This is a genomic window from Citrobacter sp. 21OH12SH02A-Citro (assembly GCF_027919895.1).
GTDB lineage: Bacteria > Pseudomonadota > Gammaproteobacteria > Enterobacterales > Enterobacteriaceae > Citrobacter > Citrobacter braakii.
This window is the reverse complement of sequence record NZ_CP114801.1, coordinates 3,612,397-3,638,552: the sequence shown is the minus strand read 5'-3', so window position 1 is coordinate 3,638,552 and position 26,156 is coordinate 3,612,397. Positions and strand designations below refer to the sequence as shown.

Annotated in this window: 22 protein-coding genes; 15 read left to right on the top strand and 7 right to left on the bottom strand. The window is 52.6% G+C overall.

Annotated elements, in window-relative coordinates; genetic code table 11:
• Positions 1 to 17: 17 nt before the first annotated feature.
• The 3 genes from cyoA to O6D90_RS17785 all read right to left on the bottom strand — a co-directional run bounded on the left by cyoA (position 18) and on the right by O6D90_RS17785 (position 3,523).
• Complete coding sequence (gene cyoA, locus O6D90_RS17795) at positions 18 to 965, bottom strand: cytochrome o ubiquinol oxidase subunit II (RefSeq protein WP_003847580.1); 948 nt, start codon at positions 963 to 965, stop codon at positions 18 to 20.
• Positions 966 to 1,424: 459 nt separating this feature from the next.
• Entirely contained in the window at positions 1,425 to 2,900 is a 1,476-nt protein-coding gene (gene ampG, locus O6D90_RS17790) for a muropeptide MFS transporter AmpG (protein ID WP_016155863.1), read from the bottom strand.
• A gap of 44 nt (positions 2,901 to 2,944) precedes the next feature.
• Positions 2,945 to 3,523, bottom strand: a complete 579-nt coding sequence (locus tag O6D90_RS17785; protein WP_016152050.1) for a lipoprotein — start codon at positions 3,521 to 3,523, stop codon at positions 2,945 to 2,947.
• Positions 3,524 to 3,829: 306 nt separating this feature from the next.
• On the opposite strand from O6D90_RS17785, the gene bolA reads away from it, so the two are divergent.
• The 9 genes from bolA to fadM all read left to right on the top strand — a co-directional run bounded on the left by bolA (position 3,830) and on the right by fadM (position 14,248).
• Positions 3,830 to 4,147, top strand: a complete 318-nt coding sequence (gene bolA, locus O6D90_RS17780) for a transcriptional regulator BolA (RefSeq protein WP_016152051.1) — start codon at positions 3,830 to 3,832, stop codon at positions 4,145 to 4,147.
• 344 nt (positions 4,148 to 4,491) lie between these two features.
• A complete protein-coding gene (tig, locus tag O6D90_RS17775) occupies positions 4,492 to 5,790 on the top strand; it encodes a trigger factor (protein WP_003021622.1) in 1,299 nt (432 codons plus the stop codon).
• A 247-nt stretch (positions 5,791 to 6,037) separates the two neighbouring features.
• Positions 6,038 to 6,661, top strand: coding sequence for an ATP-dependent Clp endopeptidase proteolytic subunit ClpP (gene clpP, locus O6D90_RS17770; RefSeq protein ID WP_003021624.1), 624 nt, complete (start codon positions 6,038 to 6,040; stop codon positions 6,659 to 6,661).
• A 126-nt stretch (positions 6,662 to 6,787) separates the two neighbouring features.
• On the top strand, positions 6,788 to 8,062 hold the full coding sequence (clpX, locus tag O6D90_RS17765) for an ATP-dependent protease ATP-binding subunit ClpX (RefSeq protein ID WP_003831013.1): 1,275 nt from the start codon (positions 6,788 to 6,790) through the stop codon (positions 8,060 to 8,062).
• 184 nt (positions 8,063 to 8,246) lie between these two features.
• A complete protein-coding gene (gene lon / locus O6D90_RS17760) occupies positions 8,247 to 10,601 on the top strand; it encodes an endopeptidase La (RefSeq protein ID WP_016152052.1) in 2,355 nt (784 codons plus the stop codon).
• Between the two features lie 208 nt (positions 10,602 to 10,809).
• On the top strand, positions 10,810 to 11,082 hold the full coding sequence (gene hupB, locus O6D90_RS17755) for a nucleoid-associated protein HU-beta (RefSeq protein WP_003021629.1): 273 nt from the start codon (positions 10,810 to 10,812) through the stop codon (positions 11,080 to 11,082).
• Positions 11,083 to 11,348: 266 nt separating this feature from the next.
• Positions 11,349 to 13,223, top strand: coding sequence for a peptidylprolyl isomerase (gene ppiD / locus O6D90_RS17750; protein ID WP_016155864.1), 1,875 nt, complete (start codon positions 11,349 to 11,351; stop codon positions 13,221 to 13,223).
• Positions 13,224 to 13,369: 146 nt separating this feature from the next.
• Positions 13,370 to 13,744, top strand: a complete 375-nt coding sequence (locus O6D90_RS17745) for a helix-hairpin-helix domain-containing protein (RefSeq protein WP_016155865.1) — start codon at positions 13,370 to 13,372, stop codon at positions 13,742 to 13,744.
• Between the two features lie 105 nt (positions 13,745 to 13,849).
• A complete protein-coding gene (fadM, locus tag O6D90_RS17740) occupies positions 13,850 to 14,248 on the top strand; it encodes a long-chain acyl-CoA thioesterase FadM (RefSeq protein ID WP_016152055.1) in 399 nt (132 codons plus the stop codon).
• Between the two features lie 107 nt (positions 14,249 to 14,355).
• Here fadM and queC read toward each other — a convergent pair whose 3' ends face one another.
• Together queC and O6D90_RS17730 are read right to left on the bottom strand one after the other, a co-directional pair.
• A complete protein-coding gene (gene queC / locus O6D90_RS17735; RefSeq protein WP_003021638.1) occupies positions 14,356 to 15,051 on the bottom strand; it encodes a 7-cyano-7-deazaguanine synthase QueC in 696 nt (231 codons plus the stop codon).
• A gap of 64 nt (positions 15,052 to 15,115) precedes the next feature.
• Positions 15,116 to 16,816 (bottom strand): SgrR family transcriptional regulator, encoded by a 1,701-nt coding sequence (locus tag O6D90_RS17730; RefSeq protein WP_016155866.1) that lies wholly within the window; start codon positions 16,814 to 16,816, stop codon positions 15,116 to 15,118.
• 217 nt (positions 16,817 to 17,033) lie between these two features.
• On the opposite strand from O6D90_RS17730, the gene cof reads away from it, so the two are divergent.
• Complete coding sequence (gene cof / locus O6D90_RS17725; RefSeq protein ID WP_016155867.1) at positions 17,034 to 17,852, top strand: HMP-PP phosphatase; 819 nt, start codon at positions 17,034 to 17,036, stop codon at positions 17,850 to 17,852.
• 50 nt (positions 17,853 to 17,902) lie between these two features.
• On the opposite strand, the gene O6D90_RS17720 is transcribed toward cof, so the two are convergent.
• Positions 17,903 to 18,958, bottom strand: a complete 1,056-nt coding sequence (locus tag O6D90_RS17720; protein WP_094168793.1) for a PLP-dependent cysteine synthase family protein — start codon at positions 18,956 to 18,958, stop codon at positions 17,903 to 17,905.
• Between the two features lie 116 nt (positions 18,959 to 19,074).
• Here O6D90_RS17720 and decR point away from each other — a divergent pair, with 116 nt between their 5' ends.
• The 5 genes from decR (at position 19,075) to amtB (ending at position 25,034) form a co-directional block, all read left to right on the top strand.
• On the top strand, positions 19,075 to 19,533 hold the full coding sequence (gene decR, locus O6D90_RS17715) for a DNA-binding transcriptional regulator DecR (protein ID WP_016152059.1): 459 nt from the start codon (positions 19,075 to 19,077) through the stop codon (positions 19,531 to 19,533).
• 44 nt (positions 19,534 to 19,577) lie between these two features.
• On the top strand, positions 19,578 to 21,350 hold the full coding sequence (locus tag O6D90_RS17710; protein WP_016155869.1) for a SmdA family multidrug ABC transporter permease/ATP-binding protein: 1,773 nt from the start codon (positions 19,578 to 19,580) through the stop codon (positions 21,348 to 21,350).
• Positions 21,343 to 23,121: a SmdB family multidrug efflux ABC transporter permease/ATP-binding protein gene (locus tag O6D90_RS17705; protein WP_016152061.1), complete on the top strand. Its 1,779-nt coding sequence runs from the start codon at positions 21,343 to 21,345 to the stop codon at positions 23,119 to 23,121. Before O6D90_RS17710 ends, O6D90_RS17705 begins: the two co-directional genes overlap by 8 nt.
• 256 nt (positions 23,122 to 23,377) lie before the next feature.
• On the top strand, positions 23,378 to 23,716 hold the full coding sequence (gene glnK / locus O6D90_RS17700) for a P-II family nitrogen regulator (RefSeq protein WP_003021657.1): 339 nt from the start codon (positions 23,378 to 23,380) through the stop codon (positions 23,714 to 23,716).
• A gap of 31 nt (positions 23,717 to 23,747) precedes the next feature.
• Positions 23,748 to 25,034, top strand: coding sequence for an ammonium transporter AmtB (gene amtB, locus O6D90_RS17695; protein WP_008783954.1), 1,287 nt, complete (start codon positions 23,748 to 23,750; stop codon positions 25,032 to 25,034).
• Between the two features lie 49 nt (positions 25,035 to 25,083).
• On the opposite strand, the gene tesB is transcribed toward amtB, so the two are convergent.
• Positions 25,084 to 25,944, bottom strand: a complete 861-nt coding sequence (gene tesB / locus O6D90_RS17690) for an acyl-CoA thioesterase II (RefSeq protein ID WP_016152062.1) — start codon at positions 25,942 to 25,944, stop codon at positions 25,084 to 25,086.
• Positions 25,945 to 26,156 lie beyond the last annotated feature (212 nt).

Below are 26,156 nucleotides of genomic sequence, written 5' to 3'. Positions count from 1 at the left end.
TATTCTTCCTCGGCCCCTTAGTGAGCGGATTCCGCGTGGCTCATGTCCATGCCTTCCATTCCTTCGTGTGCGCTGTGCTCACCTTCGGGTTGGGTCATGTCCATGCTCTTACCGTGAGCCATAAATTTGTTAATAACGTCTTTAAACAAATCTGGTTTCACGTTGGAGAAGTATTCCACCTGGTTGTATTCGCTTGGCACAGCCACTTTTTCGAACGCAGCCATGTCGCTCATGGTGTTCGTGGACTGTTTAGCTTTAGCAACCCATTGGTCGAATTCGGCGCGGTCCTTTGTTGCGATAGCCTTGAACTTCATACCAGAGAAGCCTGGTCCGCTATAGCTTGCGGAGATACCATCATAAGTACCGACTTCGTTGGCGATCAGATGCAGTCGAGTCTGCATACCGGCCATGGCATAAATCTGGCTACCCAGACGCGGGATAAAGAAGGAGTTCATCACGGAGTTGGACGTCACTTTGAACTCAACCGGAGTATTCGCCGGGAAGGCGATTTCATTCACGGTAGCGATACCTTGTTCCGGATAGATGAAGAACCATTTCCAGTCCATGGAAACCACTTCAATGGTAATGGGCTTCTCGTCATGCGCCAGCGGTTTGCTTGGCTCAAGAGCGTGAGTGGTTTTCCAGGTCAGTACGGCAAGGAAAATGATGATTAAGATCGGCACCGTCCAGACCACAGCTTCCACTTTATTGGAGTGTGACCAGTTCGGGCTGTACTTCGCATCTTTATTGCTTGCACGATACTTCCAGGCGAAACCAACAGCCATCAAGATGGCAGGAATAACGACAATCAACATCAGGCCAAATGCCGTCAGTATCAGAGAACGTTGTTCCAGTCCAATCTGTCCTTTAGGGTCAAGCAGCGCAGAATTACAGCCACTGAGTAATGCAGTGCCTGCAATTAATGACAACCATCCCAAACTTTTATTGTATTTCCTGAGTCTCATTTAACGACCTCAATTCCACGGGACCGGGTGGCGTTTAAAGTGTGAGGGCATTTTACGGGAAGGTTACATTACTGTAAACATCCTTGGATCTGTGTTACTGGGTTCTGCCGGGCATGTCACATATGTTGCAATATATGTCGTTTTGACTTTAAGAACCTGTTGCAACATCACGTTATAACGAAAGCGGGCAAGCGGGAGACGTGCTGAGGGCAATTGGTATAACCAATACGAAAATAAAACAATTGTTTAACAATTGATTATCAATAAAAAGACAATTGAAGAACAAAAAATAAATCTGTAGTGGCTGAATCGAGTAAGGGAAATAGTATATATAAAAGGCGTCAATAATTTCCAAATTCTTTGGCGCACAAAATAACAAATAATATTTTTAGTAATTGTTGTTTATTTAGCCGTTATAATTACGCAGGGTGATTACAACGGCGATATTAATGTGGATTTTTACGCCAGGCGGGTTTTGCGCAGTGCCAGATAATCCAGCAATCCACCAAAAACGACCCCGCAGACCGCGACCACCACCGAGATTTCCAGCAGTTCCGGCAGGAAGGAGAAGTTGGTGTAATCCAGCGCGTTCATAGTTAACAGCAGCAGCCAAACCACCAGCAGCCCGCAGCCCGCAACCAACGTCATTAATGCCAGGCTGTACGCGCCACGAAATTCCGTGCGCGGAATGAAGCTCTCATTTTGCCAGCTATGTTCCAGAGTCTGACGACAAACCAGCAGCAGTATGAGGCCGGGGATAGCGGCAAACACAGAGAACAAATAAAACGTTGGCCACCCGTGCGCTTCAACAAACCAACCTGCTACCGGGCCAACGTAAACGCGACCAACGGCTGAAAGCGCGGAGAGCAGAGCGAACTGGGTCGCTGAGAAGGACTTATTGCACAGCGTCATTAATAAGGCGACAAACGCTGCCGTACCCATGCCACCACACAGGTTTTCAAAGAAGACGGCGGCGGCCATACTGAACATGTGTTTGTCAGTGATGGACAATAACCAGTAGCCCGCATTCGACGCCCCCTGCAGGATGCCGAAAATCAGCAATGCGCGAAACAGCGAAAGGCGTTGCATCAGGATCCCGCCGTACAGCGCGCCAACGATGGTTGCCAGCAGTCCGAGCGTTTTATTCACCACGCCAACTTCACCCGCATCAAATCCGACGCCGCGGATTAAAAAGGTTGTAGTCAGGCTCATGGCAAAGGCATCCCCGAGCTTATACAGAACGATAAGCAGCAGAATTAGCCAGGCGTTGTTACGACCAAAGAAGTCGCGCAGCGGGGCCACAACCGCTTGCTCCAGCGTTTTGGGCACCGGAATGGCATCAGTCGGTTCGGGCGCTAGCAGGGTAGCGATGATGCAAGGTATCAGCAGCGCCGCCATCAGCCAGTACATTCCTTGCCAGCCCAGCCAGCGGTCGGCCATCCACAGAGCCAGCCCACCGGAAACCAGCATCCCTAAACGATAGCCCAGCACGCTGATAGCCGCGCCGGTACCGCGTTCTTCGGCGGGTAGCACGTCGGTTTTCCATGCGTCAAAGACGATATCCTGCGATGCCGAGCAAAATGCGATCACCACCGCAAGCGCGGCCATCCAGCGTAGCTGCGTGCCAGGCTCCAGAAAGCCCATCGCGGCAATAGAAATCAGTAACAACACCTGAGTTGCCAGCAACCAACCACGGCGTCGACCTAAAAACGGCGGCGTGTAGCGGTCCATTAGCGGAGACCAGAGGAACTTAAACACGTAGGCCTGGCCGACCAGAGAAAAGAAACCGATGGTTTTAAGATCGATATTCTCGACTGTCATCCATGCCTGAAGCGTACCCGAGGTCAGTGCGAGTGGTAAACCGGAGGCGAATCCCAGTATGAGCAGGATAGCTGAACGTGGTTGCTGAAAAATACGTAAGTAATGACTGGACATGGGCTTCTATAGGCCCGACGAACGCCGGGCCATATGGGCAGAAATTAACGAGCGTTCTGCTTGATGAAATCGTGAACGCTGGTGTCCTGAGACATATCAGCGATGGTATCGGTCAGCACGCTGTTAACGGCGTCAGCGATATTTTTGTTAGAGGCCTGCAGTGCGCCTTCAACAGAATAGCTTGCGCGGTAGTTTTTGGTCATCTTGTTGCCGTTAGCAGCGGTCGCAATGATGGCGATGTCTGCCTTGGTGGCGATGTTATAGCGCACGCTACCCTGGGACACGTCTGCATACAGCTGGCTAACAATGATTTGCAGGTTAACAGCACCGTTTGGCCCAATCATATAACCGCGTGCGGTCATCTGTTTTTCCAGTACTTCTTGCAGCAGGAAGCGCAGATCGCGGGACGCGGTCAGGGTAACAAGCTGGTTGTCACGGGTAACTTTAGCCAGCGCCTGATCCTGACGCTGGTCGGCACCGTTGATGCTAACGGTCACACCCATCAGGCTCGGGTCCTGCTGTGGCAGGGTAATTTTCGGGGAAACTTCAATAGTGGTCGGCGGCGTTGCGCATCCAGCTAACATAAACAGCGCGACAAACGGGACGAGGATTTTTTTAAACATGCCAGGGCTCTCAGCGAATCTAAATTGTATGGTTGGAGAAAATTCCCGCCATCATAACATCGCCAACGATGAGGGGAAGTGGGTAACGCATGTAAATTCATTGTGTTGTCAGTTTTATGTCTTTGTGGAGACCATAAACGGACTTTTTGCAATAAATCGAAGTGAGGATTTAGTGAACTTCATCCATTTGGCTGAGAAAATCAGACAAACGCTAATTTTTTGTTGCTAAGGTGTAATGAAAGCGGTAAAAGCGGCTAGTATTTAAAGGGATGGGTGACATCTCAGCGTTGTCGGAGGAAAAACTTCATGATGATTCGTGAGCAAATAGAAGAAAAATTAAGGGCAGCGTTCCAACCCGTGTTCCTCGAAGTTGTGGATGAAAGCTATCGTCACAATGTCCCGGCAGGTTCTGAAAGCCACTTTAAGGTTGTACTGGTTAGCGATCGCTTTACAGGTGAGCGTTTTCTGAATCGTCATCGGATGATTTACAGCACCTTAACGGTGGAGCTTTCCACAACCGTTCATGCACTTGCCCTGCATACCTACACCATTAAGGAGTGGGAAGCGTTGCAGGATACGATTTTTGCATCGCCTCCGTGTCGTGGGGCGGGAAGCATCGCGTAAAAACGGATTTGCAACAACCGACGCTTTTCCAGTATGTTGCTACAGATTATGTGAAAACGGCCTGCGGGCCGTTTTGTTTTGTCTGAATTCTGGGGCAGTCGTACAGTATTCAGACAAAAATTAGCCGGGAATTGTGAAAAAAGCCGCAGCAACGCGCGATAACCGTTCTCGACTCATAAAAGTGATGCCGCTATAATGCGCGTCTTATTTTTCGGAATGTCTTCGGGATGATTCTGACGACAGGGAATGTGATTGCTTATGAGAACATCCCAGTTCCGCGAAGCCAACAACCTGTGCTTGCGGAGAAGAGTTGACCGAGCACTGTGATTTTTTGAGGTAACAAGATGCAAGTTTCAGTTGAAACCACTCAAGGCCTTGGCCGCCGTGTAACGATTACTATCGCTGCTGACAGCATCGAGACCGCTGTGAAAAGCGAGCTGGTCAACGTAGCGAAGAAAGTGCGTATTGACGGTTTCCGCAAAGGAAAAGTACCGATGAATGTTGTTGCTCAGCGTTATGGCGCGTCTGTTCGCCAGGACGTTCTGGGCGACCTGATGAGCCGCAACTTCGTTGACGCGATCATCAAAGAAAAAATCAATCCGGCTGGCGCACCGAACTACGTTCCGGGCGAATACAAACTGGGTGAAGATTTTACTTACGCGGTAGAGTTCGAAGTTTACCCGGAAGTTGAGCTGACTGGCCTGGAAGCAATCGAAGTTGAAAAACCGGTTGTTGAAGTCACCGACGCTGACGTTGACGTGATGCTGGACACCCTGCGTAAGCAGCAGGCTACCTGGAAAGACAAAGACGGCGCTGCTGATGCAGAAGACCGTGTAACCATCGACTTCACCGGCTCTGTAGACGGCGAAGAGTTCGAAGGCGGCAAAGCGTCTGACTTCGTACTGGCGATGGGCCAGGGTCGTATGATCCCAGGCTTTGAAGAAGGCGTTAAAGGCCATAAAGCTGGCGAAGAGTTCACTATCGATGTGACCTTCCCGGAAGAGTACCACGCTGAAAACCTGAAAGGTAAAGCCGCTAAGTTCGTTATCAACCTGAAGAAAGTTGAAGAGCGCGAACTGCCGGAACTGACTGAAGAATTCATCAAACGTTTCGGCGTTGAAGATGGTTCCGTAGCGGGTCTGCGCGCTGAAGTACGTAAAAACATGGAACGCGAGCTGAAAGGCGCTGTGCGTAACCGCGTTAAATCTCAGGCGATCGAAGGTCTGGTAAAAGCTAACGACATCGACGTTCCGGCTGCTCTGATCGACAGCGAAATCGACGTTCTGCGTCGTCAGGCTGCACAGCGTTTTGGCGGCAACGAAAAACAAGCTCTGGAACTGCCGCGTGAACTGTTCGAAGAACAGGCTAAGCGTCGCGTAGTTGTAGGTCTGCTGCTGGGCGAAGTGATTCGTACCAACGAGCTGAAAGCTGACGAAGATCGCGTTAAAGGCCTGATCGAAGAGATGGCTTCTGCTTACGAAGATCCGAAAGAAGTTGTTGAGTTCTACAGCAAAAATAAAGAGCTGATGGACAACATGCGTAACGTCGCTCTGGAAGAGCAGGCTGTTGAAGCCGTTCTGGCGAAAGCGAAAGTGACTGAAAAAGCCACTTCCTTCAACGAGCTGATGAACCAGCAGGCGTAATTCGTCGCTTATTTAGCACGAATTTCGTACACAAGCCCGTCACCTTTTGGTGGCGGGTTTTTTTTTGTCACGGATTTTGCATGGGAAGAGTGCGAAAACAGCGTTTCAGTGTTAGCGTTACAACAAAAGATTGTTATGCTTGAATTATGGCGATGTCGTACCCATTACAGAGGGACTAGCTGATAATCCGTCCATAAGGTTACAATCAGCACAGCAGGTTTTTTCAAATTTTATCCAGGAGACGGAAATGTCATACAGCGGCGAACGAGATAACTTTGCACCCCATATGGCGCTGGTGCCGATGGTCATTGAACAGACCTCACGTGGTGAGCGCTCTTTTGATATCTATTCTCGTCTACTTAAGGAACGCGTCATTTTTCTGACCGGCCAGGTCGAAGACCATATGGCTAACCTGATCGTGGCGCAGATGCTGTTCCTGGAAGCAGAAAACCCAGAAAAAGATATCTACCTGTACATCAACTCCCCTGGTGGAGTGATCACTGCCGGGATGTCTATCTATGACACCATGCAGTTTATTAAGCCGGACGTCAGCACCATTTGTATGGGCCAGGCGGCCTCAATGGGCGCGTTCCTGCTGACTGCCGGGGCGAAAGGTAAACGTTTTTGCCTGCCTAACTCTCGCGTCATGATCCACCAGCCTCTGGGCGGTTACCAGGGCCAGGCAACGGATATTGAAATTCATGCCCGTGAAATCCTGAAGGTAAAAGGGCGCATGAACGAACTTATGGCGCATCATACGGGTCAATCTCTTGAGCAGATTGAACGTGATACCGAGCGCGATCGCTTCCTCTCCGCTTCTGAAGCGGTAGAGTACGGTCTGGTCGACTCGATTTTGACCCATCGTAATTAATGCCCAGCGCGCAGGTGTACCGCTATAATTACCTGGAGCGGCACAACGCTGACTAGCGTCTTGCGCCTGAGAATGGCATTTGCGTCGTCGTGTGCGGCACAAAGAACAAAGAAGAGGTTTTGACCCATGACAGATAAACGCAAAGATGGCTCGGGCAAATTGTTGTACTGCTCTTTTTGCGGCAAAAGCCAGCATGAAGTGCGTAAGCTGATTGCCGGACCATCCGTGTATATCTGCGACGAATGTGTTGATTTATGTAACGACATCATTCGCGAAGAGATTAAGGAAGTAGCACCGCACCGTGAACGCAGTGCGCTGCCGACGCCACATGAAATTCGCAACCACCTGGACGATTACGTTATCGGTCAGGAGCAGGCGAAGAAAGTGCTGGCGGTCGCGGTATACAACCATTACAAACGTCTGCGCAACGGCGACACCAGCAATGGCGTCGAGTTGGGCAAAAGTAACATCCTGCTGATTGGCCCGACGGGTTCCGGTAAAACGCTGCTGGCTGAAACGCTGGCACGCCTGCTGGACGTTCCGTTCACTATGGCCGATGCCACCACGCTGACCGAAGCTGGTTATGTGGGTGAAGATGTTGAAAATATTATTCAGAAACTGCTGCAGAAGTGCGATTACGACGTGCAGAAAGCACAGCGCGGGATCGTCTATATCGATGAAATCGACAAGATTTCTCGTAAGTCTGACAACCCGTCCATTACCCGTGACGTTTCCGGCGAAGGCGTACAGCAGGCGCTGTTGAAACTGATCGAAGGTACGGTTGCTGCCGTTCCACCGCAGGGGGGGCGTAAACATCCTCAGCAGGAATTCCTGCAGGTTGATACCTCCAAGATCCTGTTTATCTGTGGCGGTGCCTTTGCCGGTCTGGATAAAGTCATTGCTAACCGTGTTGAAACGGGCTCCGGCATTGGTTTTGGCGCAACGGTAAAAGCGCAGTCTGATAAAGCCAGTGAAGGTGAACTGCTGTCGCAGGTGGAGCCGGAAGATCTGATCAAATTTGGTCTGATCCCTGAATTCATCGGGCGTCTGCCGGTTGTAGCGACGCTGAGCGAACTGAGTGAAGAAGCGCTGATCCAGATCCTGAAAGAGCCGAAAAATGCCCTGACCAAGCAGTACCAGGCGCTGTTCAATCTTGAAGGTGTTGATCTGGAATTCCGTGAGGAAGCGCTGGATGCGATCGCCAAAAAAGCGATGGCACGTAAAACCGGTGCTCGTGGTCTGCGTTCTATCGTCGAAGCCGCACTGCTTGACACCATGTACGATCTGCCTTCTATGGAAGACGTCGAAAAAGTGGTGATCGATGAGTCGGTGATTGGCGGCCAGAGCAAGCCATTGCTGATTTACGGTAAGCCGGAAGCGCAGCAGGCATCTGGCGAATAATTCATCAATTCATACAGACATTTAATTAATAAGGGGGGATTTTATCTCCCCTTTTATTTTTCCGTAAACATGGCGTTGAATGTGTGGGAAACATCCCCATATACTGACATACATGTTAAAGGTGGTGTGGAGCACAGTCGTACCACCTGATTACCTGGCGGAAACTAAACTAAGAGAGAGCTCTATGAATCCTGAGCGTTCTGAACGCATTGAAATCCCCGTATTGCCGTTGCGCGATGTGGTGGTTTATCCGCACATGGTCATACCCTTATTTGTAGGGCGGGAAAAATCTATCCGTTGTCTGGAAGCGGCTATGGACCATGATAAAAAAATCATGCTGGTTGCCCAGAAAGAAGCGTCAACGGATGAGCCGGGTGTAAACGATCTTTTCACCGTCGGGACCGTGGCCTCTATTTTGCAGATGCTGAAACTGCCTGACGGCACCGTAAAAGTGCTGGTCGAGGGGTTACAGCGCGCGCGTATTTCAGCGCTGTCTGACAACGGCGAGCACTTCTCTGCGAAAGCGGAGTACCTTGACTCGCCTGCTATTGATGAGCGCGAACAGGAAGTGCTGGTGCGTACCGCTATCAGCCAGTTCGAAGGCTATATCAAGCTGAACAAGAAAATCCCGCCCGAAGTGCTGACGTCGCTGAACAGCATTGACGATCCTGCACGTCTGGCGGACACCATCGCTGCGCACATGCCGCTGAAGCTTGCTGACAAGCAGTCCGTACTGGAGATGTCAGACGTTAACGAACGTCTGGAATATCTGATGGCGATGATGGAGTCTGAAATCGATCTGCTGCAGGTTGAGAAACGCATTCGCAACCGCGTGAAAAAGCAGATGGAAAAATCCCAGCGTGAGTACTATCTGAACGAGCAGATGAAAGCCATTCAGAAAGAGCTCGGCGAGATGGACGATGCGCCGGACGAAAACGAAGCGTTGAAGCGTAAAATCGACGCGGCGAAAATGCCGAAAGAGGCAAAAGAGAAAGCGGAAGCAGAACTGCAGAAGCTGAAAATGATGTCTCCGATGTCAGCGGAAGCGACCGTAGTCCGTGGCTACATCGACTGGATGGTTCAGGTTCCGTGGAATGCGCGTAGCAAGGTCAAAAAAGATCTGCGTCAGGCTCAGGAAATCCTCGATACTGACCATTACGGTCTGGAACGTGTCAAAGACCGTATTCTTGAGTATCTCGCGGTTCAAAGCCGTGTGAATAAAATCAAGGGGCCGATCCTGTGCCTGGTTGGGCCGCCGGGGGTAGGTAAAACTTCTCTGGGACAGTCCATCGCTAAAGCAACCGGACGTAAATACATCCGTATGGCGCTGGGCGGCGTGCGTGATGAAGCTGAAATTCGCGGTCACCGCCGGACCTATATTGGTTCGATGCCGGGTAAACTGATCCAGAAAATGGCTAAAGTGGGCGTTAAAAACCCGCTGTTCCTGCTTGATGAGATCGACAAAATGTCTTCCGACATGCGTGGCGATCCGGCTTCCGCACTGCTTGAGGTGCTGGATCCAGAGCAGAACGTGGCGTTCAGCGATCACTACCTGGAAGTGGACTACGATCTCAGCGACGTGATGTTCGTTGCGACCTCTAACTCCATGAATATTCCTGCACCGTTGCTGGATCGTATGGAAGTGATCCGTCTGTCCGGGTATACCGAAGACGAGAAGCTGAACATTGCTAAACGTCACCTGTTGCCGAAACAGATTGAGCGTAACGCGCTGAAAAAAGGCGAGCTGACGGTCGACGATAGCGCCATTGTGGGCATTATTCGTTATTACACCCGTGAAGCTGGCGTGCGTAGTCTGGAGCGTGAAATTTCCAAACTGTGCCGTAAAGCGGTGAAACAGTTGCTGCTCGACAAGTCGCTGAAACATATTGAGATCAATGGCGACAACCTGCACGACTACCTGGGCGTACAGCGCTTTGACTATGGCCGCGCGGACAACGAAAACCGCGTAGGTCAGGTAACCGGTCTGGCATGGACGGAAGTGGGCGGCGATCTGCTGACCATCGAAACCGCTTGCGTACCGGGTAAAGGTAAGCTGACCTACACCGGTTCTCTGGGTGAGGTCATGCAGGAATCCATTCAGGCTGCGCTGACCGTGGTGCGCGCGCGTGCGGAAAAACTGGGTATTAATCCGGACTTTTACGAAAAACGCGACATCCACGTTCACGTACCTGAAGGGGCGACGCCGAAAGACGGTCCAAGTGCGGGTATTGCCATGTGTACCGCGCTGGTTTCTTGTCTGACCGGTAACCCGGTTCGCGCCGACGTGGCGATGACCGGCGAGATCACCCTGCGTGGCCAGGTTCTGCCTATTGGTGGTTTGAAAGAAAAACTGCTGGCAGCACACCGTGGTGGTATTAAAACGGTCTTAATTCCAGACGAAAACAAACGCGACCTGGAAGAGATTCCGGACAACGTAATTGCCGATCTGGACATCCATCCGGTGAAACGCATTGAGGAGGTTCTGACGCTCGCGTTGCAAAATGAGCCCTCCGGAATGCAGGTTGTGACCGCAAAATAGTGACCTCGCGCAAAGAGCACTAATAAAAACAGGGCTGGCAGGCCATTTCGGACTTGCCAGCCTTTTTTTGTATAGCTAATTTAGATGACGGATTGGGCTTGCCATCATTAACGGGTGTTGTAAGGGCATGGCAGGCCTGATATAACTGCTGCGCGTTCGCACTTTGAAGGATTCAGGTGCGATATAAATTATAAAGAGGAAGAGAAGAGTGAATAAATCTCAACTGATCGACAAAATTGCTGCAGGGGCTGATATCTCTAAAGCTGCGGCTGGACGTGCGTTAGATGCAATTATTGCTTCTGTTACTGAATCTCTGAAAGAAGGTGATGACGTAGCGCTGGTAGGTTTTGGTACTTTTGCCGTTAAAGAGCGTGCTGCCCGTACTGGTCGCAACCCGCAAACAGGTAAAGAGATCACCATCGCCGCGGCTAAAGTACCGGGCTTCCGTGCAGGTAAAGCACTGAAAGACGCGGTAAACTAAGTGATTTCCCCTTTGGGGATGTGACGAAGTACAAGGGCGCATCGACTGATGTGCCTTTTTTATTTGTAATTCCGGTACTTTCTACGCGTTGTGGGCTGACAATTGCCCCTGTTTCTTGTCACAATAGGCCTTTGTACGCAGCGTTCAGGAAACGCTATGCTGCGTGAAGCATATATACCAAAATCCTTGCCGCCGCTGTTGTGACAACGCGCAGGCGGCTTGAGAGATAACGCGTATAGTCATCTACAGCGGAGTGTGGTTACACCATGATGGACAGCTTACGCACGGCTGCTAACAGTCTCGTGCTCAAGATTATTTTCGGTATCATTATCGTGTCGTTCATTTTGACCGGCGTGAGTGGTTACCTGATTGGCGGGGGCAATAACTTCGCCGCCAAAGTGAATGGCCAGGAGATTAGCCGCGGGCAGTTCGAGAATGCGTTCAACAGCGAACGTAACCGCATGCAGCAACAGCTGGGCGATCAATACTCCGAGCTGGCTGCGAACGAAGGCTACATGAAAACGCTGCGTCAGCAGGTGCTGAATCGTCTTATTGACGAAGCGCTGCTGGATCAGTACTCCCGCGAGCTTAATCTCAACATCAGCGACGATCAGGTTAAACAGGCTATTTTCGCCACGCCTGCGTTCCAGGTGGACGGTAAATTTGATAACAATCGCTACAACGCGATTGTTAATCAGATGGGAATGACCGCAGACCAGTACGCTCAGGCATTACGTAATCAGCTTACTACCCAGCAACTGATTAACGGTGTTGCCGGTACGGACTTCATGCTGAAAGGCGAAACGGACGAGCTGGCGGCGCTGGTCGCACAGCAGCGTATCGTTCGCGAGGCGACAATTGACGTTAACGCACTGGCCGCGAAGCAGTCTGTTACCGAGCAGGAAGTTGCCAGCTACTACGAGCAGAATAAAAACAACTTTATGACGCCGGAACAGTTCCGCGTGAGCTACATCAAGCTGGATGCTGCTGCTATGCAGGAGACGGCCAGCGATGCTGATATTCAGGCTTATTATGACCAGCATCAGGATCAGTTCACTCAGCCGCAGCGTAACCGCTACAGCATCATTCAGACCAAAACGGAAGATGAAGCCAAAGCGGTACTGGACGAGCTGAACAAAGGCGGTGATTTCGCTGCGCTGGCAAAAGAAAAATCTGCTGACATCATCTCTGCCCGTAAAGGCGGCGATATGGGATGGCTGGAAGATTCCACCACCCCGGATGAGCTGAAGAATGCCGGTCTGAAAGAGAAAGGCCAGCTGTCAGGTGTGATTAAGTCTTCCGTTGGTTTCCTCGTTGCGCGTCTTGACGACGTACAGCCTGCGCAGGTTAAACCGCTGAGCGAAGCCCGTGACGACATTGCGGTGAAAGTGAAGCAGGAAAAAGCGCTGGATGCCTACTATGCGCTGCAGCAGAAAGTGAGCGATGCCGCCAGCAACGATAACGAATCCCTGGCGGGCGCGGAGCAGGCGGCGGGTATGAAAGCGGTTGAAACGGGCTGGTTTAGCCGTGACAGCCTGCCGGAAGAGCTGAACTTCAAACCGGTCGCTGACATCATTTTCAATGGTGGTTTGGTTGGTGAGAACGGTACGCCTGGCAGTAACTCCGACATCATCACCGTGGATGGCGATCGCGCGTTTGTACTGCGTATTGCAGAGCACAAAGCTGAAGCCGTTAAACCACTGGCTGAAGTGAAAGATCAGGTAACTGCGCTTGTTAAGCACAATAAAGCAGAGCAGCAGGCGAAGCTTGATGCCGATAAACTGCTGGCGGATCTGAAAGCTGGTAAAGGCGATGAAGCCATGAAAGCGGCGGGTCTGAGCTTTGGCGAGGCGAAAACGCTGAGCCGTACGGGTCAGGATCCGCTGAGTCAGGCGGCCTTTGGCCTGAGCCTGCCGGCGAAAGACAAACCGAGCTACGGCGTGGCGAACGACATGCAGGGTAACGTTGTACTGCTGGCGCTGGACGAGGTGAAAGCCGGTTCTATGCCTGAAGAGCAGAAGAAAGCGATGGTTCAGGGGATTACCCAGAACAATGCGCAGATTGTCTTTGAAGCGCTGATGAGCAACCTGCGTAAAGCCGCAAAAATTAAAGTCGGTGACGCGCTGGAACAGCAGCAATAACCGAGGCTACTCGCAAAAAATTGCAAAAAGTTGTATCAACCAAAGGCCGCTTTCGCGGCCTTTTCCATTTCTGATATTTGCCGTTTGTCTGCCGTTCTGCACCTCGCTATCGTGATTCCACTGTTAACAAACAAGGAGAAAACAGTATGAAACATGGAATCAAAGCCCTGCTTATTACCCTTTCATTGACCTGCGCCGGTATGGCTCAAAGCGCACTGGCTGCAGAGCCAGTCGCCAAAAGCCAGGCGACTCAAGTCAAAGCGGATGCTACGGGGGTAGCACAAAGCAAAGCCACGCAACCGGCTAAAGCGAACGATGATGAAGGCACCAGGGTAAGCATCAACAGCGCTTCTGCGGAGGATTTAGCGCGAGTCATGAATGGCGTAGGTCTGAAGAAAGCACAGGCGATTGTCAGCTATCGTGAGGAGTACGGGCCGTTTAAAACGGTGGAGGACTTAAAGCAGGTGCCGGGCATGGGGAGTTCGCTGGTAGAGCGCAATCTGGCAGTTTTAACACTTTAATAACTTGCAGAGTTCTGAAAGTTTGCCAGACTGTAGAGGTCATACCAGTTATGACCTCTTACCCTAAAGTGTGTTCCTATAAAAACAACGTAAGGCTCCTGCGCTATGCAAACACAAATCAAAGTTCGTGGTTTTCATCTTGATGTCTATCAGCACGTTAACAATGCTCGCTATCTTGAGTTTCTGGAAGAAGCCCGCTGGGATGGCCTGGAAAACAGCGACAGCTTTCAGTGGATGACCGCACACAACATCGCTTTTGTGGTCGTGAATATTAACATTAACTACCGCCGCCCTGCGGTGCTGAGCGACCTGCTGACCATTACCAGTCAGGTGCAACAGTTAAATGGCAAAAGCGGTGTGTTGAACCAGACTATCACCCTGGAGCCGGAAGGACAGGTGGTGGCAGACGCGTTGATTACCTTCGTCTGTATTGATTTGAAAACGCAAAAGGCGCTACCGCTGGAAGGGGAGTTGCGCGAAAAACTGGAGCAGATGGTGAAGTGATGGAAGGAAGCCTGACGGCGCTTTGCTTATCAGGCTTACGGGCGATATTGACCACGGTGAACGTCGAAAGCCGGATAAGGTGCGTGCACCGCCATCCGGCAAAACGATCACTTTAGTCCTGTTTTCTGCTTCATTGCCGCCATCACTGCCGGTTTATCTGCCAGATAATGGTTCAGGCCGTTGGCGCGCAGATTACAGGCCGCGCAGTGACCGCAACCGTCACCTTTGATGCCGTTATAGCAGGTCAGCGTTTCTTCGCGTACCAGGTCCAGCTTGCCCCAGTAATCGGCCAGTGCCCAGGTTTCGGCTTTATCGATCCACATCAGCGGGGTTTCAAAGCGGATATCTTTCGCCATTCCCAGGCTTACGGCATGGTTCAGGGCTTTGACGAACTCATCGCGGCAGTCCGGATATCCAGAGAAATCCGTTTCACAAACGCCGGTAATGACCGCCTCCGCCTGCACCTGATACGCGTAAATCGCCGCCAGCGTTAAAAACAGAATATTGCGTCCTGGCACAAAGGTATTAGGAATGCCGTTCGCATCCGGTTCGTAATCGGGTACCGGAATGTTATCGCGGGTCAGGCTGCTGACGGCCAGTTCGCTGAGCAGCGTTACATCAAGTACCTTGTGCGCACGCGCGCCAAGTTTTAAGGCCAGGTCACGTGCGACATCAATCTCAGCGCGATGGCGCTGACCATAATCAAAGGTCACGCAGTGCACTTCATCATACTGATGCAGCGCTTGCGCCAGACAGGTTGTGGAGTCCTGACCCCCACTGAATACAACAACGGCACGTTTCATGGTTTTTCCTGACAAATAACGAAACCCTTATGGTAGCGCCTGGGCGTGTCGCCGACCAGCTTCTTCACGCCGACGGGGGCGGTAGCCAGGCTTCGGTAAATTCAAACCAGCCGCGAGGATTCAGGCGTACGCCGTTCACGCCCGGCGGAGCGCTAATACGATAGTGATAATTGAACAGCGGTGTCAGGGTCGCGTCATGCATCAGCGAGGCGAAAACGTGTTGTAAAGCCGCATGACGATCGTCCTCATCGGCCTGGATTTGCAGGGCATCCAGGGTGGTTTGCAGATGAGTATATGCCGGCGAGCTCAATACATGTGACCAGAGCTGATCGCAACGCAGCCACTGTTCGAGGGTATATTCAGGCGCTTCGCCAATCAGCCTGTCGCCCATCATCAGGTCGGCCTGGGCTAAAGGATGGTCGCCATCCCAGTTTTTAGCATTATGAAAAATAAGCGTTAATTCACAGCCGAGTAGCGCCAGCGCCTGGCGAAGCTGTTCAGCCATGGCGTGCAATTCTACCGGCAGGTGATAGGCCAGCGTAAGTTTTTCCGGTAGCGGCACGTCGTCCAGTTCATCCCATTGGGGGATCATCCATCCCGGCAGCAGCGCATTGCTTGGCGTGATCAGGTTTTCATCCACGTCAAGCGTTTGTAGCAGGGAAGAGCGGTGGATAATATTGACCAGGCGACGGGCCTGCTGCGTATTCAGCCGCGCGCTTTTTCTGAGCGTGAGATAGCAGAAACCGAGGCTGATCCCGCTGCTTACCTGGCTTAGCATGGGAAGCTCTTCGGGTTTACCAATTGCAATTTGAACCGGATGGCGACAGCTGGTGCCCAAATCCTGGGAGAAAAGCTGCGGGGTTATCCAGTATTCAATGGCTTTTAGTAGCGGGTGACTCAGGTGGTAGTGATCGTGACTCTCGATGCGCACCAGGTCTGGGGTAAACAGCGTCAACCGGAACGGACCGGTACCAACAAACGGGAGTTCGGGATGTGCCAGGTGACTGCTGTAGCTTGCCAGACGATGCGCCAGCCAGAAGTCTGGGCGATGCAAAATAAAGGTTAGGCACTGGGGATGCGTCACCTCAATGCGCTTTACGCTGATAAACAGCTTGTTTAACGCGGGTAGCTCTAATAGCTTCAGCAACTGTTGATGTAGCTGTGTGCTGCTGACCGCATCGCCGTTATGCCAGTACAGGGTGGAGCGAATATAGAAATCCCAGCGCTGGCCGTCGGCGGAGATATTCCAGTGGTGGGCTAAATCTCCGCAGGGGCGTTGCGTAACACTGTCGAACCGGGTCAGGCCCGAGAATATTTGTCCGGCGAGGTGTTGTTCTGCGCGACCAGGGAGAAATCCAGGGTGCAAAGGGTCGAGCTGGCGGTAATAGGGGATGCGCAGGGTTGGCGTGTCGTTTTGCCACTGCCCGCCCATAAACGGCTGGAGCAGCGTTCTTAATTCTCCCGGCGCCAGCTGAGCCAGCTCCAGTACGCTAAGTTGCTCCCCCTTTTGCAGCGCTTGCTCCATCATAATGCTGCGTAGCGAATCTGGCGTCACCAAAAAGCGCAGTTGCCCGCGTTTCCCACGCCCCGACTGGGCATGCCACTCCAGCCAGCCAGCATCCTGCGCTTGCTTCAGCAGGGTACGCACGTGGCGCTCGCTGCAAAAACAGCGTTCTGCCAGCTCCCCGACGGTCACCGACTGCGGTTCTCCCGCCGAAGGCTGCCACAGGCGTTGGTACTGATTCAGGCGATTCAACAATCTCATATACACGTCATCCTTCAAGCTGCCTCTTTGTTGGCGGCGTTAATTCACCCCAGTCACTGCATGCTCCTGGACGTTCATTCACTTGCCGCCTGGATGCAACTTGAATGATTTTGTGTAATAAACCCGGAACAATTCATTTTATCTATTCACTATTACTTCCGTATATCTCAGGTAATACTGAATCACAAGTTAACCGCGTCACAGTGTGGAGAAAGAAATGGCTCGTCTGGCTGCATTTGATATGGATGGCACCCTTTTGATGCCGAATCACCATTTAGGTGACGAAACGCTTTCAACGCTGGCGCGCCTGCGTGAACGCGATATTACCCTGACATTTGCCACCGGCCGCCATGTGCTGGAGATGCGCCATATTTTGGGTTCTATCTCACTGGACGCCTTTTTGATCACGGGTAACGGCACGCGCATTCACTCTGTTGAGGGCGATGTATTGCACCGTCAGGATCTGGATCCGACTGTGGCGGATATCGTGTTACATCAGAAGTGGGATACTACAGCCAGCATGCATGTCTTTAATGACAACGGTTGGTTCACCGGACAAGAGATCCCATCGCTGCTACAGGCGCATGTGTATAGCGGATTTCGCTACCAGATCGTCGATGTGAAACGTATCCCGGCTCATCAGGTAACGAAAGTCTGTTTCTGTGGGGATCATGACTCCCTGATCCAATTACGCATTCAACTGAATGAGGCGCTGGGTGAGCAGGCAAATCTCTGTTTTTCCGCGGTTGATTGCCTTGAGGTGCTGCCGCTGGGCTGTAACAAAGGGTCGGCGCTGGCGGTACTAAGCGACCACTTAGGTTATTCAATGGCCGAATGTATGGCGTTTGGCGATGCCATGAACGATCGCGAAATGTTAGGCAGCGTTGGGCGCGGCCTGATTATGGGCAACGCGATGCCACAACTGATTGCTGAACTGCCGCATTTGTCGGTGATTGGGCATTGCCGCAATCAGGCGGTGTCACACTTTTTGACGCATTGGCTGGACAATCCGCATCTACCTTATTCCCCCGAATGAGAGATCCCTTCCAGCAAGCCAGACTTCGCGTCTGGCTTTTTTTTATCCCATTAATGGGTGTTCAGAAGCCGGGTGAGTTCCGCTTTCCACGGCGTTAAATCACCGATGTGCGTGTCGATCCACTGCGGGTTGTAGTAGGTTTCAAGATAGCGTTCGCCGCTGTCGCACAGCAGCGTGACCAGTGAACCGCTTTCTCCGGCATCGCGCATACGGGCGGCAAGTTGCAGCGTTCCCCACATGTTGGTGCCGGTTGAAGCGCCGACTTTGCGGCCCAACTGCGTTTCCAGCCAGTGTGCGGTGGCCACGCTTGCGGCATCCGGTACGCGCAGCATTTCATCGACTACGTCAGGAATGAAGGAGGGTTCGACACGTGGGCGGCCGATGCCTTCGATTTTGCTTCCTACCGGGCTGCGTAACGTTGCATCGCGATCCTGCCAGAAGGGCAGAAAGACTGAGTTTTCCGGATCCACCACCATCAGGCGGGTGTCGTAGCCCTGACAGCGAATATAGCGGCCAATGGTTGCAGAGGTGCCGCCGGTTCCGGCGCTCATCACAATATGGCGGGGGACGGGGTTGGGCTCGCACTGCATCTGACGGAAGATGCTGTCAGCAATATTGTTATTGCCACGCCAGTCGGTAGCGCGCTCAGCATAAGTGAACTGGTCCATGTAATGACCGTTCAGCTCACGCGCCAGCTGTTCAGAGGCCGCATAGATTTCACAGGCGCTTTCCACGAAATGACAGCGACCACCGTAAAACTCTATCTGTTCAATTTTACGCTTCGCCGTACAGGAAGGCATGACGGCAATAAACGGCAGCCCTAACAGTCGGGCGAAATAAGCCTCAGAGACCGCCGTTGAACCGGACGATGATTCAATGATGGTGGTACCTTCTTTAATCCAGCCATTGCACAATCCGTACAGAAACAGTGAACGCGCCAGACGATGCTTCAGGCTCCCGGTGGGATGCGTGCTCTCATCTTTTAAATAGATCTGAATGCCCGGGAACGCCGGTAGCGACAGACGAATGAGATGCGTATCCGCAGAACGCTGATAATCCGCGTTGATTTCATTGATGGCGTTTTTAACCCAGGAGCTATTCATAATTAATAGATATCCATTTGTCATTTTGTGCCAAGAATAGCGAAAAGCACGGAAAAAATTGTTGCCATTTAGCCTTTAAAATAGAATGTAAGGAGAAAATTCTTCTCTGTGGAGTGGATATGTTAGACAAAATTGACCGTAAGCTGCTTAGCTTACTGCAACAGGACTGCACCCTTTCTTTGCAGGCGTTAGCAGATGCCGTTAATCTGACTACCACCCCCTGCTGGAAACGCCTCAAACGGCTTGAGGATGACGGTATCCTGCTGGGTAGAGTCGCCCTGTTAGATCCAGAAAAACTGGGGCTGGGGCTGACCGCGTTTGTGCTGATTAAGACTCAGCATCACAGCAGTGAATGGTATTGCCGCTTTGTCACCGAAGTCACCGGTATGCCGGAGGTTCTGGGGTTCTGGCGTATGGCAGGGGAATATGATTACCTGATGCGAGTGCAGGTCGCCGATATGAAAAGCTACGATGAATTTTATAAGCGCCTGGTGAACAGCGTACCGGGCCTGTCTGACGTCACCTCCAGCTTTGCGATGGAACAGATTAAATACACAACTGCGCTCCCTATTGAATAACTCTCCCGGCGCTTATTGCCGGAAATCTTGTCAGGACATAACGCGTGCGATTATTTGCTCAATTAAGCTGGTACTTCCGCCGGGAGTGGCGTCGCTACCTCGGGGCGGTGGCCCTGCTTATCATCATCGCTATCCTTCAGCTTATTCCGCCGAAAGTGGTCGGGATCATTGTGGATGGCGTGACGACTCAACGCTTCACCACCGAGCGACTGCTGATGTGGGTGGGAACAATTGCCCTGATTGCAGTGGTGGTTTATTTGCTGCGCTATGTCTGGCGCGTGCTGCTGTTTGGCGCATCCTACCAACTAGCGGTTGAGCTGCGGGAAGATTATTACCGTCAGTTGAGTCGCCAGCATCCAGAATTTTATCTGCGTCACCGCACGGGCGATCTGATGGCGCGTGCGACCAACGATGTCGATCGCGTCGTATTTGCCGCCGGAGAAGGCGTGCTGACGCTGGTAGATTCGCTGGTAATGGGATGTGCGGTGCTGATCGTGATGTCAACGCAGATAAGCTGGCAGTTGACGTTAATTGCGCTGCTGCCGATGCCAGTGATGGCGTTGATGATCAAACGTTACGGCGATCGACTGCATAACCGCTTTAAGCTGGCGCAGGCGGCGTTTTCCAGTCTCAACGACCGTACTCAGGAAAGCCTGACCAGTATTCGCATGATCAAGGCCTTCGGTCTGGAGGATCGGCAATCGGCATTATTTGCCGCCGATGCCGAAGATACCGGTAAGAAAAACCTGCGCGTGGCGCGCATTGACGCCCGCTTTGATCCCACGATTTATATCGCCATTGGCATGGCTAACCTACTGGCGATTGCTGGGGGAAGCTGGATGGTGGTGCACGGCTCGCTGACGCTCGGCCAGCTCACCAGCTTTATGATGTATCTCGGTTTGATGATTTGGCCGATGCTGGCGCTGGCATGGATGTTTAACATCGTCGAACGTGGCAGTGCGGCGTACAGCCGTATTCGCGCCATGCTGTCTGAAGCGCCGGTGGTGGATGACGGCACTGAACCGGTACCGGAAGGGCGTGGAGAGCTGGCGGTGGCGATTCGTGAATTTTGCTACCCGCAAACGGCGCATCCGGCGCTGGAAAATGTGAACTTCCAGCTTAAACCTGGGCAGATGTTGGGTATTTGTGGGCCTACCGGCGCGGGGAAAAGTACGGTGCTGTCGCTGATTCAGCGTCATTTTGATATCACCCACGGCGATGTGCGCTTTCATGATATCCCCTTAACGCGATTACAACTGGATAGCTGGCGCAGCCGGCTGGCAGTTGTCAGCCAGACGCCATTCCTGTTTTCGGATACCGTTGGCAATAACATCGCGTTAGGACGCCCTCAGGCCACGCAGGAAGAGATCGAGTATGTGGCACGCCTTGCCAGCGTTCATGAGGATATTTTACGTCTTCCGCAGGGCTACGACACCGAAGTGGGCGAACGTGGGGTGATGCTGTCTGGTGGGCAAAAACAGCGTATTTCTATCGCTCGAGCGCTACTCCTGAACGCTGAAATCCTGATTCTGGATGATGCGCTGTCGGCGGTAGATGGTCGTACCGAGCATCAGATCCTGCATAACCTGCGCCAGTGGGGCGAAGGCAGAACCGTCATTATTAGCGCCCACCGTTTATCGGCCCTGACGGAAGCCAGTGAGATTATCGTGATGCAGCATGGGCATATTGCCCAGCGCGGCGAGCATGATGCGTTAGTGCAGCAGCCTGGCTGGTATCGCGATATGTACCGCTATCAGCAACTGGAAGCGGCGCTGACTGATGCACCAGAGATAAACGAGGAGGCGGCTAATGCGTAGTTTTGGGCAATTATGGCCGACCCTGAAAAGATTGCTGGCGTATGGCTCTCCATGGCGAAAACAGCTGGCTATTGCGGTAGTCATGCTGTGGGTGGCAGCTGCGGCGGAAGTCAGCGGTCCGCTGCTGATTAGCTATTTTATCGATAACATGGTGGCGAAGAATAATCTGCCGCTGGCGATGGTCGCCGGGCTGGTTGCGGCATATATCGGTCTACAACTGCTGGCGGCTGGTCTGCATTACGCGCAGTCATTGCTGTTTAACCAGGCGGCAGTTGGCGTAGTACAACAGTTGCGCACCGACGTAATGGACGCTGCGCTGCGCCAGCCGCTCAGCGCCTTTGATACTCAACCTGTCGGGCAGCTAATCTCCCGTGTGACCAATGACACTGAAGTTATTCGCGACCTGTACGTGACGGTGGTAGCAACAGTCCTGCGCAGCGCGGCATTAATTGGCGCCATGCTGGTAGCGATGTTCAGCCTTGAGTGGCGTATGGCGCTAGTGGCGATGGCCATTTTTCCGGCCGTGCTGGTGGTGATGGTGATTTATCAACGCTACAGCACCCCGATTGTGCGCCGGGTTCGCGCTTATCTGGCGGATATTAACGATGGCTTTAACGAAGTCATCAACGGCATGAGTGTTATCCAGCAGTTCCGCCAGCAGGCGCGATTTGGCGAGAGAATGGGCGAAGCAAGCCGCTCGCACTATATGGCGCGTATGCAGACCCTGCGACTGGATGGTTTTTTGTTGCGCCCGCTGCTTAGCCTTTTCTCGGCGCTGATCCTCTGCGGATTGCTGATGCTGTTCAGTTTTACCTCTGGCAGCTCGATCGAGGTTGGCGTGCTGTACGCGTTTATCAGCTACCTCGGCCGTTTGAACGAACCGCTGATCGAGTTGACCACTCAGCAATCAATGCTGCAGCAGGCGGTTGTCGCCGGTGAGCGAGTGTTCGAACTGATGGATGGGCCACGTCAGCGCTATGGTGAAGATGAGCGACCGCTAAAGAGCGGGGACATTGAGGTGGATAACGTTTCATTTGCCTATCGCGACGACAATCTGGTGCTGCAAAATATCAGTCTGTCCGTGCCTTCGCGCAGCTTTGTGGCTTTGGTCGGACACACCGGCAGTGGTAAAAGCACGCTCGCCAGCCTGTTGATGGGTTACTACCCGCTGACGCAGGGGGAAATCCGTCTTGATGGACGGCCGCTATCTTCACTAAGCCACGGTGCGTTACGTCAGGGCATCGCCATGGTGCAGCAGGATCCGGTGGTGATGGCAGATACCTTCCTGGCGAACGTCACGCTGGGCCGCGATATCTCAGAAGAGCGGGTATGGCAGGCGCTGGAGACCGTGCAACTGGCAGAACTGGCGCGAGGTCTGAGCGAGGGGATTCATACCCGGCTGGGCGAGCAGGGCAATAATCTCTCCGTTGGTCAAAAACAGCTGCTGGCGTTGGCGCGGGTGTTGGTTGAAACGCCACAGGTGTTGATCCTCGACGAAGCCACGGCCAGTATTGACTCCGGTACTGAACAGGCCATTCAGCAAGCTCTGGCGGCGGTACGTGAACACACCACGCTGGTGGTGATTGCGCATCGGTTATCGACGATTGTCGATGCGGACACCATTCTGGTGCTGCATCGCGGTCAGGCGGTTGAGCGTGGTACGCACCAGCAATTACTGGCGGCGCAAGGCCGTTACTGGCAGATGTATCAGCTGCAGCTGGCGGGTGAAGAGTTAGCCGCCAGTACGCAAGACGATTCTGTTATCGCCTGATGGCGCGGCGCTTACCCGGTCTGCGGCCAGCGCGGTCTCGTAGGCCGGATAAGGCGTTTACGCTGCCATCCGGCAATCAACAATCTGGTGCAAAAATGTAACGCACTATGCACCGTTATAGTGCGTTTTTTCTTTTTCTCTCCCGGAAGTACCCTGAGAACCTGAATCATCCCGCCTTTTTCATTCCTGGCACATCCCTTGCAATATTCCTCTCGTGTATCTGCAGCCACTACTGAATTCTGACTGGAGGGGATCTATGAAGCTGGTTACCGTGGTAATCAAACCGTTCAAACTGGAAGACGTCCGTGAAGCATTGTCGTCTATTGGTATTCAGGGGCTGACCGTCACCGAAGTGAAGGGGTTTGGCCGACAGAAAGGTCATGCTGAGCTGTACCGTGGGGCTGAATATAGCGTCAATTTTCTGCCCAAGGTGAAGATTGATGTGGCGATTGCCGACGACCAACTGGATGGCGTGATTGATGTCATCAGTAAGGCGGCATACACCGGAAAAATTGGCGACGGCAAAATCTTCGTCGCCGAGCTGCAACGTGTGATTCGTATTCGTACCGGCGAAGCCGACGAAGCCGCACTGTAACGTCTGGCACACAGTGATAGGAAACCAAAAAATGAAGATAGCAACGATGAAAACAGGTATTGCTTCACTGGCGCTGCTGCCGGGACTGGCGATGGCGGCACCGGCGGTTGCGGATAAAGCGGATAACGCTTTTATGATGATCTGTACCGCGCTGGTGTTGTTTATGACCATCCCTGGCATTGCGCTGTTCTACGGCGGTTTGATTCGCGGTAAGAACGTGCTGTCGATGCTGACTCAGGTTACGGTGACATTTGCTCTGGTTTGTATTTTATGGGTGGTTTATGGCTACTCACTGGCCTTTGGCGAAGGAAATAATTTCTTCGGCAACTTCAACTGGGTATTGCTGAAGAATATTGCGCTAACGGCGGTAACGGGGAGCTTCTACCAGTACATTCACGTTGCTTTTCAGGGCTCGTTCGCCTGCATCACCGTTGGGCTAATCGTCGGTGCGCTGGCTGAACGTATTCGCTTCTCCGCGGTGCTGATTTTTGTGGTGGTATGGTTAACGCTGTCGTACATCCCCATTGCTCATATGGTCTGGGGCGGCGGCTTGCTGGCTTCCCATGGCGCGCTGGATTTTGCCGGCGGAACGGTTGTGCACATCAACGCGGCGATTGCCGGTCTGGTAGGCGCGTATCTGATTGGCAAACGTGTCGGTTTTGGCAAAGAAGCTTTTAAACCGCATAACCTGCCGATGGTCTTCACCGGTACCGCTATTCTCTACATTGGTTGGTTTGGCTTTAACGCTGGTTCAGCGGGTACGGCAAATGAAATCGCCGCACTGGCCTTCGTCAATACCGTGGTCGCCACCGCTGCAGCCATCCTCGGATGGATCTTCGGTGAATGGGCGCTGCGTGGTAAACCGTCTCTGCTGGGCGCCTGCTCTGGTGCCATTGCGGGTCTGGTGGGCGTAACACCTGCATGTGGCTATATCGGTGTCGGCGGCGCGCTGATTATCGGTGTCGTTGCGGGTCTGGCAGGCCTGTGGGGCGTGACCATGCTGAAGCGTTTTCTGCGTGTGGACGATCCGTGTGACGTGTTTGGCGTTCACGGCGTGTGCGGCATTGTCGGCTGTATCCTGACCGGAGTTTTCGCTGCCAGCTCTTTGGGAGGCGTGGGCTTTGCCGAGGGCGTGACCATGGGGCATCAGCTGCTGGTGCAACTGGAAAGCGTGGCGATCACCATCGTTTGGTCTGGCGTGGTGGCTTTCATTGGCTATAAGCTGGCGGATATGACGGTTGGTTTGCGCGTACCGGAAGAGCAGGAGCGCGAAGGTCTGGATGTAAACAGTCACGGCGAGAACGCTTACAACGCCTGATTCTCAATTTGCCGGATGGCAACGCTTTTGCGCCACCATCCGGTAATTCTCAATTGCGATTACGCATTACCCCTTCCTGTACGGTAGAAGCGACCAGCACGCCATCCTGGGTATAAAACTCTCCGCGTACAAAGCCCCGGGCACCGGATGCCGAAGTACTCTCGACGTTATACAGCAGCCATTCATTGATATTAAACGGACGGTGGAACCACATAGAATGGTCAATGGTGGCGATCTGAATCCCTTTTTCCAGGAAGCCAATCCCGTACGGTTGCAGCGCAACAGGCAGGAAGTTCAGGTCTGAGGCATAACCCAGCAGATACTGATGGACGCGCAGATCGTCCTGCAGCACGCCGTTAGCTCGGATCCATACCTGGCGCGTCGGAGGTGCGACGTGACCTTTTAGGGGGTTATGAAACTCGACAGGGCGTACTTCCAACGGACGATCGTTGATAAATTTTTCTTTCAACAGCGGCGGCAGCAAATGCGCCACTGAGCGGGCAATTTCCGTTTCTGATTTCAGCTCATCGGGACCCGGCGCATCCGGCATGGTTTTCTGATGTTCAAATCCGTCTTCCGGTGCCTGAAAAGAGGCAGTCATGTAAAAAATGGGTTTACCATTCTGGATCGCGGCAACGCGGCGCGCGCTGAAGCTGTTACCATCACGCAGGACTTCCACATCATAGATGATGGGCTTTTGGCTATCGCCGGGGCGTAAAAAGTAGCTGTGAAAAGAGTGTACCAGACGCTCTTCCGGTACGGTTTCTTTTGCGGCATATAGCGCCTGACCGACAACCTGTCCCCCAAAAACCTGACGTAACCCTAAGTCTTCACTTTGGCCCCGAAAGAGTCCTTCTTCAATTTTTTCCAGATTTAACAATGTCAGCAAATTTTTCAGTGCCAGACTCATACGTGCTCTCCAGGTGATATCGATGTCGCAGCGAGGTAGGCAGAGTATAACGCAATTTTAAAAGTGGTCCGATGGGTGCAATTGTCTGAATTACTGGCCTATTACAGGCAAAAATAGCTGTCTTGTGCCACACTTAGTCACGTTATGTTTTTGTTAACCACTCTTCTGGCGAGGAAAGTTCTCGCTGGTGCATAGATGATAAGGAGAATTTA

What these genes read in the sequence shown, in the direction of transcription:
- O6D90_RS17705 (WP_016152061.1), top strand. Translation starts at nt 21,343, where the DNA reads ATGCGTAGTTTTGGGCAATTATGGCCGACCCTGAAAAGATTGCTGGCG.
- ppiD (WP_016155864.1), top strand. Translation starts at nt 11,349, where the DNA reads ATGATGGACAGCTTACGCACGGCTGCTAACAGTCTCGTGCTCAAGATT.
- decR (WP_016152059.1), top strand. Translation starts at nt 19,075, where the DNA reads ATGTTAGACAAAATTGACCGTAAGCTGCTTAGCTTACTGCAACAGGAC.
- bolA (WP_016152051.1), top strand. Translation starts at nt 3,830, where the DNA reads ATGATGATTCGTGAGCAAATAGAAGAAAAATTAAGGGCAGCGTTCCAA.
- O6D90_RS17785 (WP_016152050.1), bottom strand. Translation starts at nt 3,523, where the DNA reads ATGTTTAAAAAAATCCTCGTCCCGTTTGTCGCGCTGTTTATGTTAGCT.
- tesB (WP_016152062.1), bottom strand. Translation starts at nt 25,944, where the DNA reads ATGAGTCTGGCACTGAAAAATTTGCTGACATTGTTAAATCTGGAAAAA.
- ampG (WP_016155863.1), bottom strand. Translation starts at nt 2,900, where the DNA reads ATGTCCAGTCATTACTTACGTATTTTTCAGCAACCACGTTCAGCTATC.
- fadM (WP_016152055.1), top strand. Translation starts at nt 13,850, where the DNA reads ATGCAAACACAAATCAAAGTTCGTGGTTTTCATCTTGATGTCTATCAG.
- cof (WP_016155867.1), top strand. Translation starts at nt 17,034, where the DNA reads ATGGCTCGTCTGGCTGCATTTGATATGGATGGCACCCTTTTGATGCCG.
- tig (WP_003021622.1), top strand. Translation starts at nt 4,492, where the DNA reads ATGCAAGTTTCAGTTGAAACCACTCAAGGCCTTGGCCGCCGTGTAACG.
- O6D90_RS17730 (WP_016155866.1), bottom strand. Translation starts at nt 16,816, where the DNA reads ATGAGATTGTTGAATCGCCTGAATCAGTACCAACGCCTGTGGCAGCCT.
- glnK (WP_003021657.1), top strand. Translation starts at nt 23,378, where the DNA reads ATGAAGCTGGTTACCGTGGTAATCAAACCGTTCAAACTGGAAGACGTC.
- amtB (WP_008783954.1), top strand. Translation starts at nt 23,748, where the DNA reads ATGAAGATAGCAACGATGAAAACAGGTATTGCTTCACTGGCGCTGCTG.
- O6D90_RS17745 (WP_016155865.1), top strand. Translation starts at nt 13,370, where the DNA reads ATGAAACATGGAATCAAAGCCCTGCTTATTACCCTTTCATTGACCTGC.
- cyoA (WP_003847580.1), bottom strand. Translation starts at nt 965, where the DNA reads ATGAGACTCAGGAAATACAATAAAAGTTTGGGATGGTTGTCATTAATT.
- queC (WP_003021638.1), bottom strand. Translation starts at nt 15,051, where the DNA reads ATGAAACGTGCCGTTGTTGTATTCAGTGGGGGTCAGGACTCCACAACC.
- clpX (WP_003831013.1), top strand. Translation starts at nt 6,788, where the DNA reads ATGACAGATAAACGCAAAGATGGCTCGGGCAAATTGTTGTACTGCTCT.
- clpP (WP_003021624.1), top strand. Translation starts at nt 6,038, where the DNA reads ATGTCATACAGCGGCGAACGAGATAACTTTGCACCCCATATGGCGCTG.
- lon (WP_016152052.1), top strand. Translation starts at nt 8,247, where the DNA reads ATGAATCCTGAGCGTTCTGAACGCATTGAAATCCCCGTATTGCCGTTG.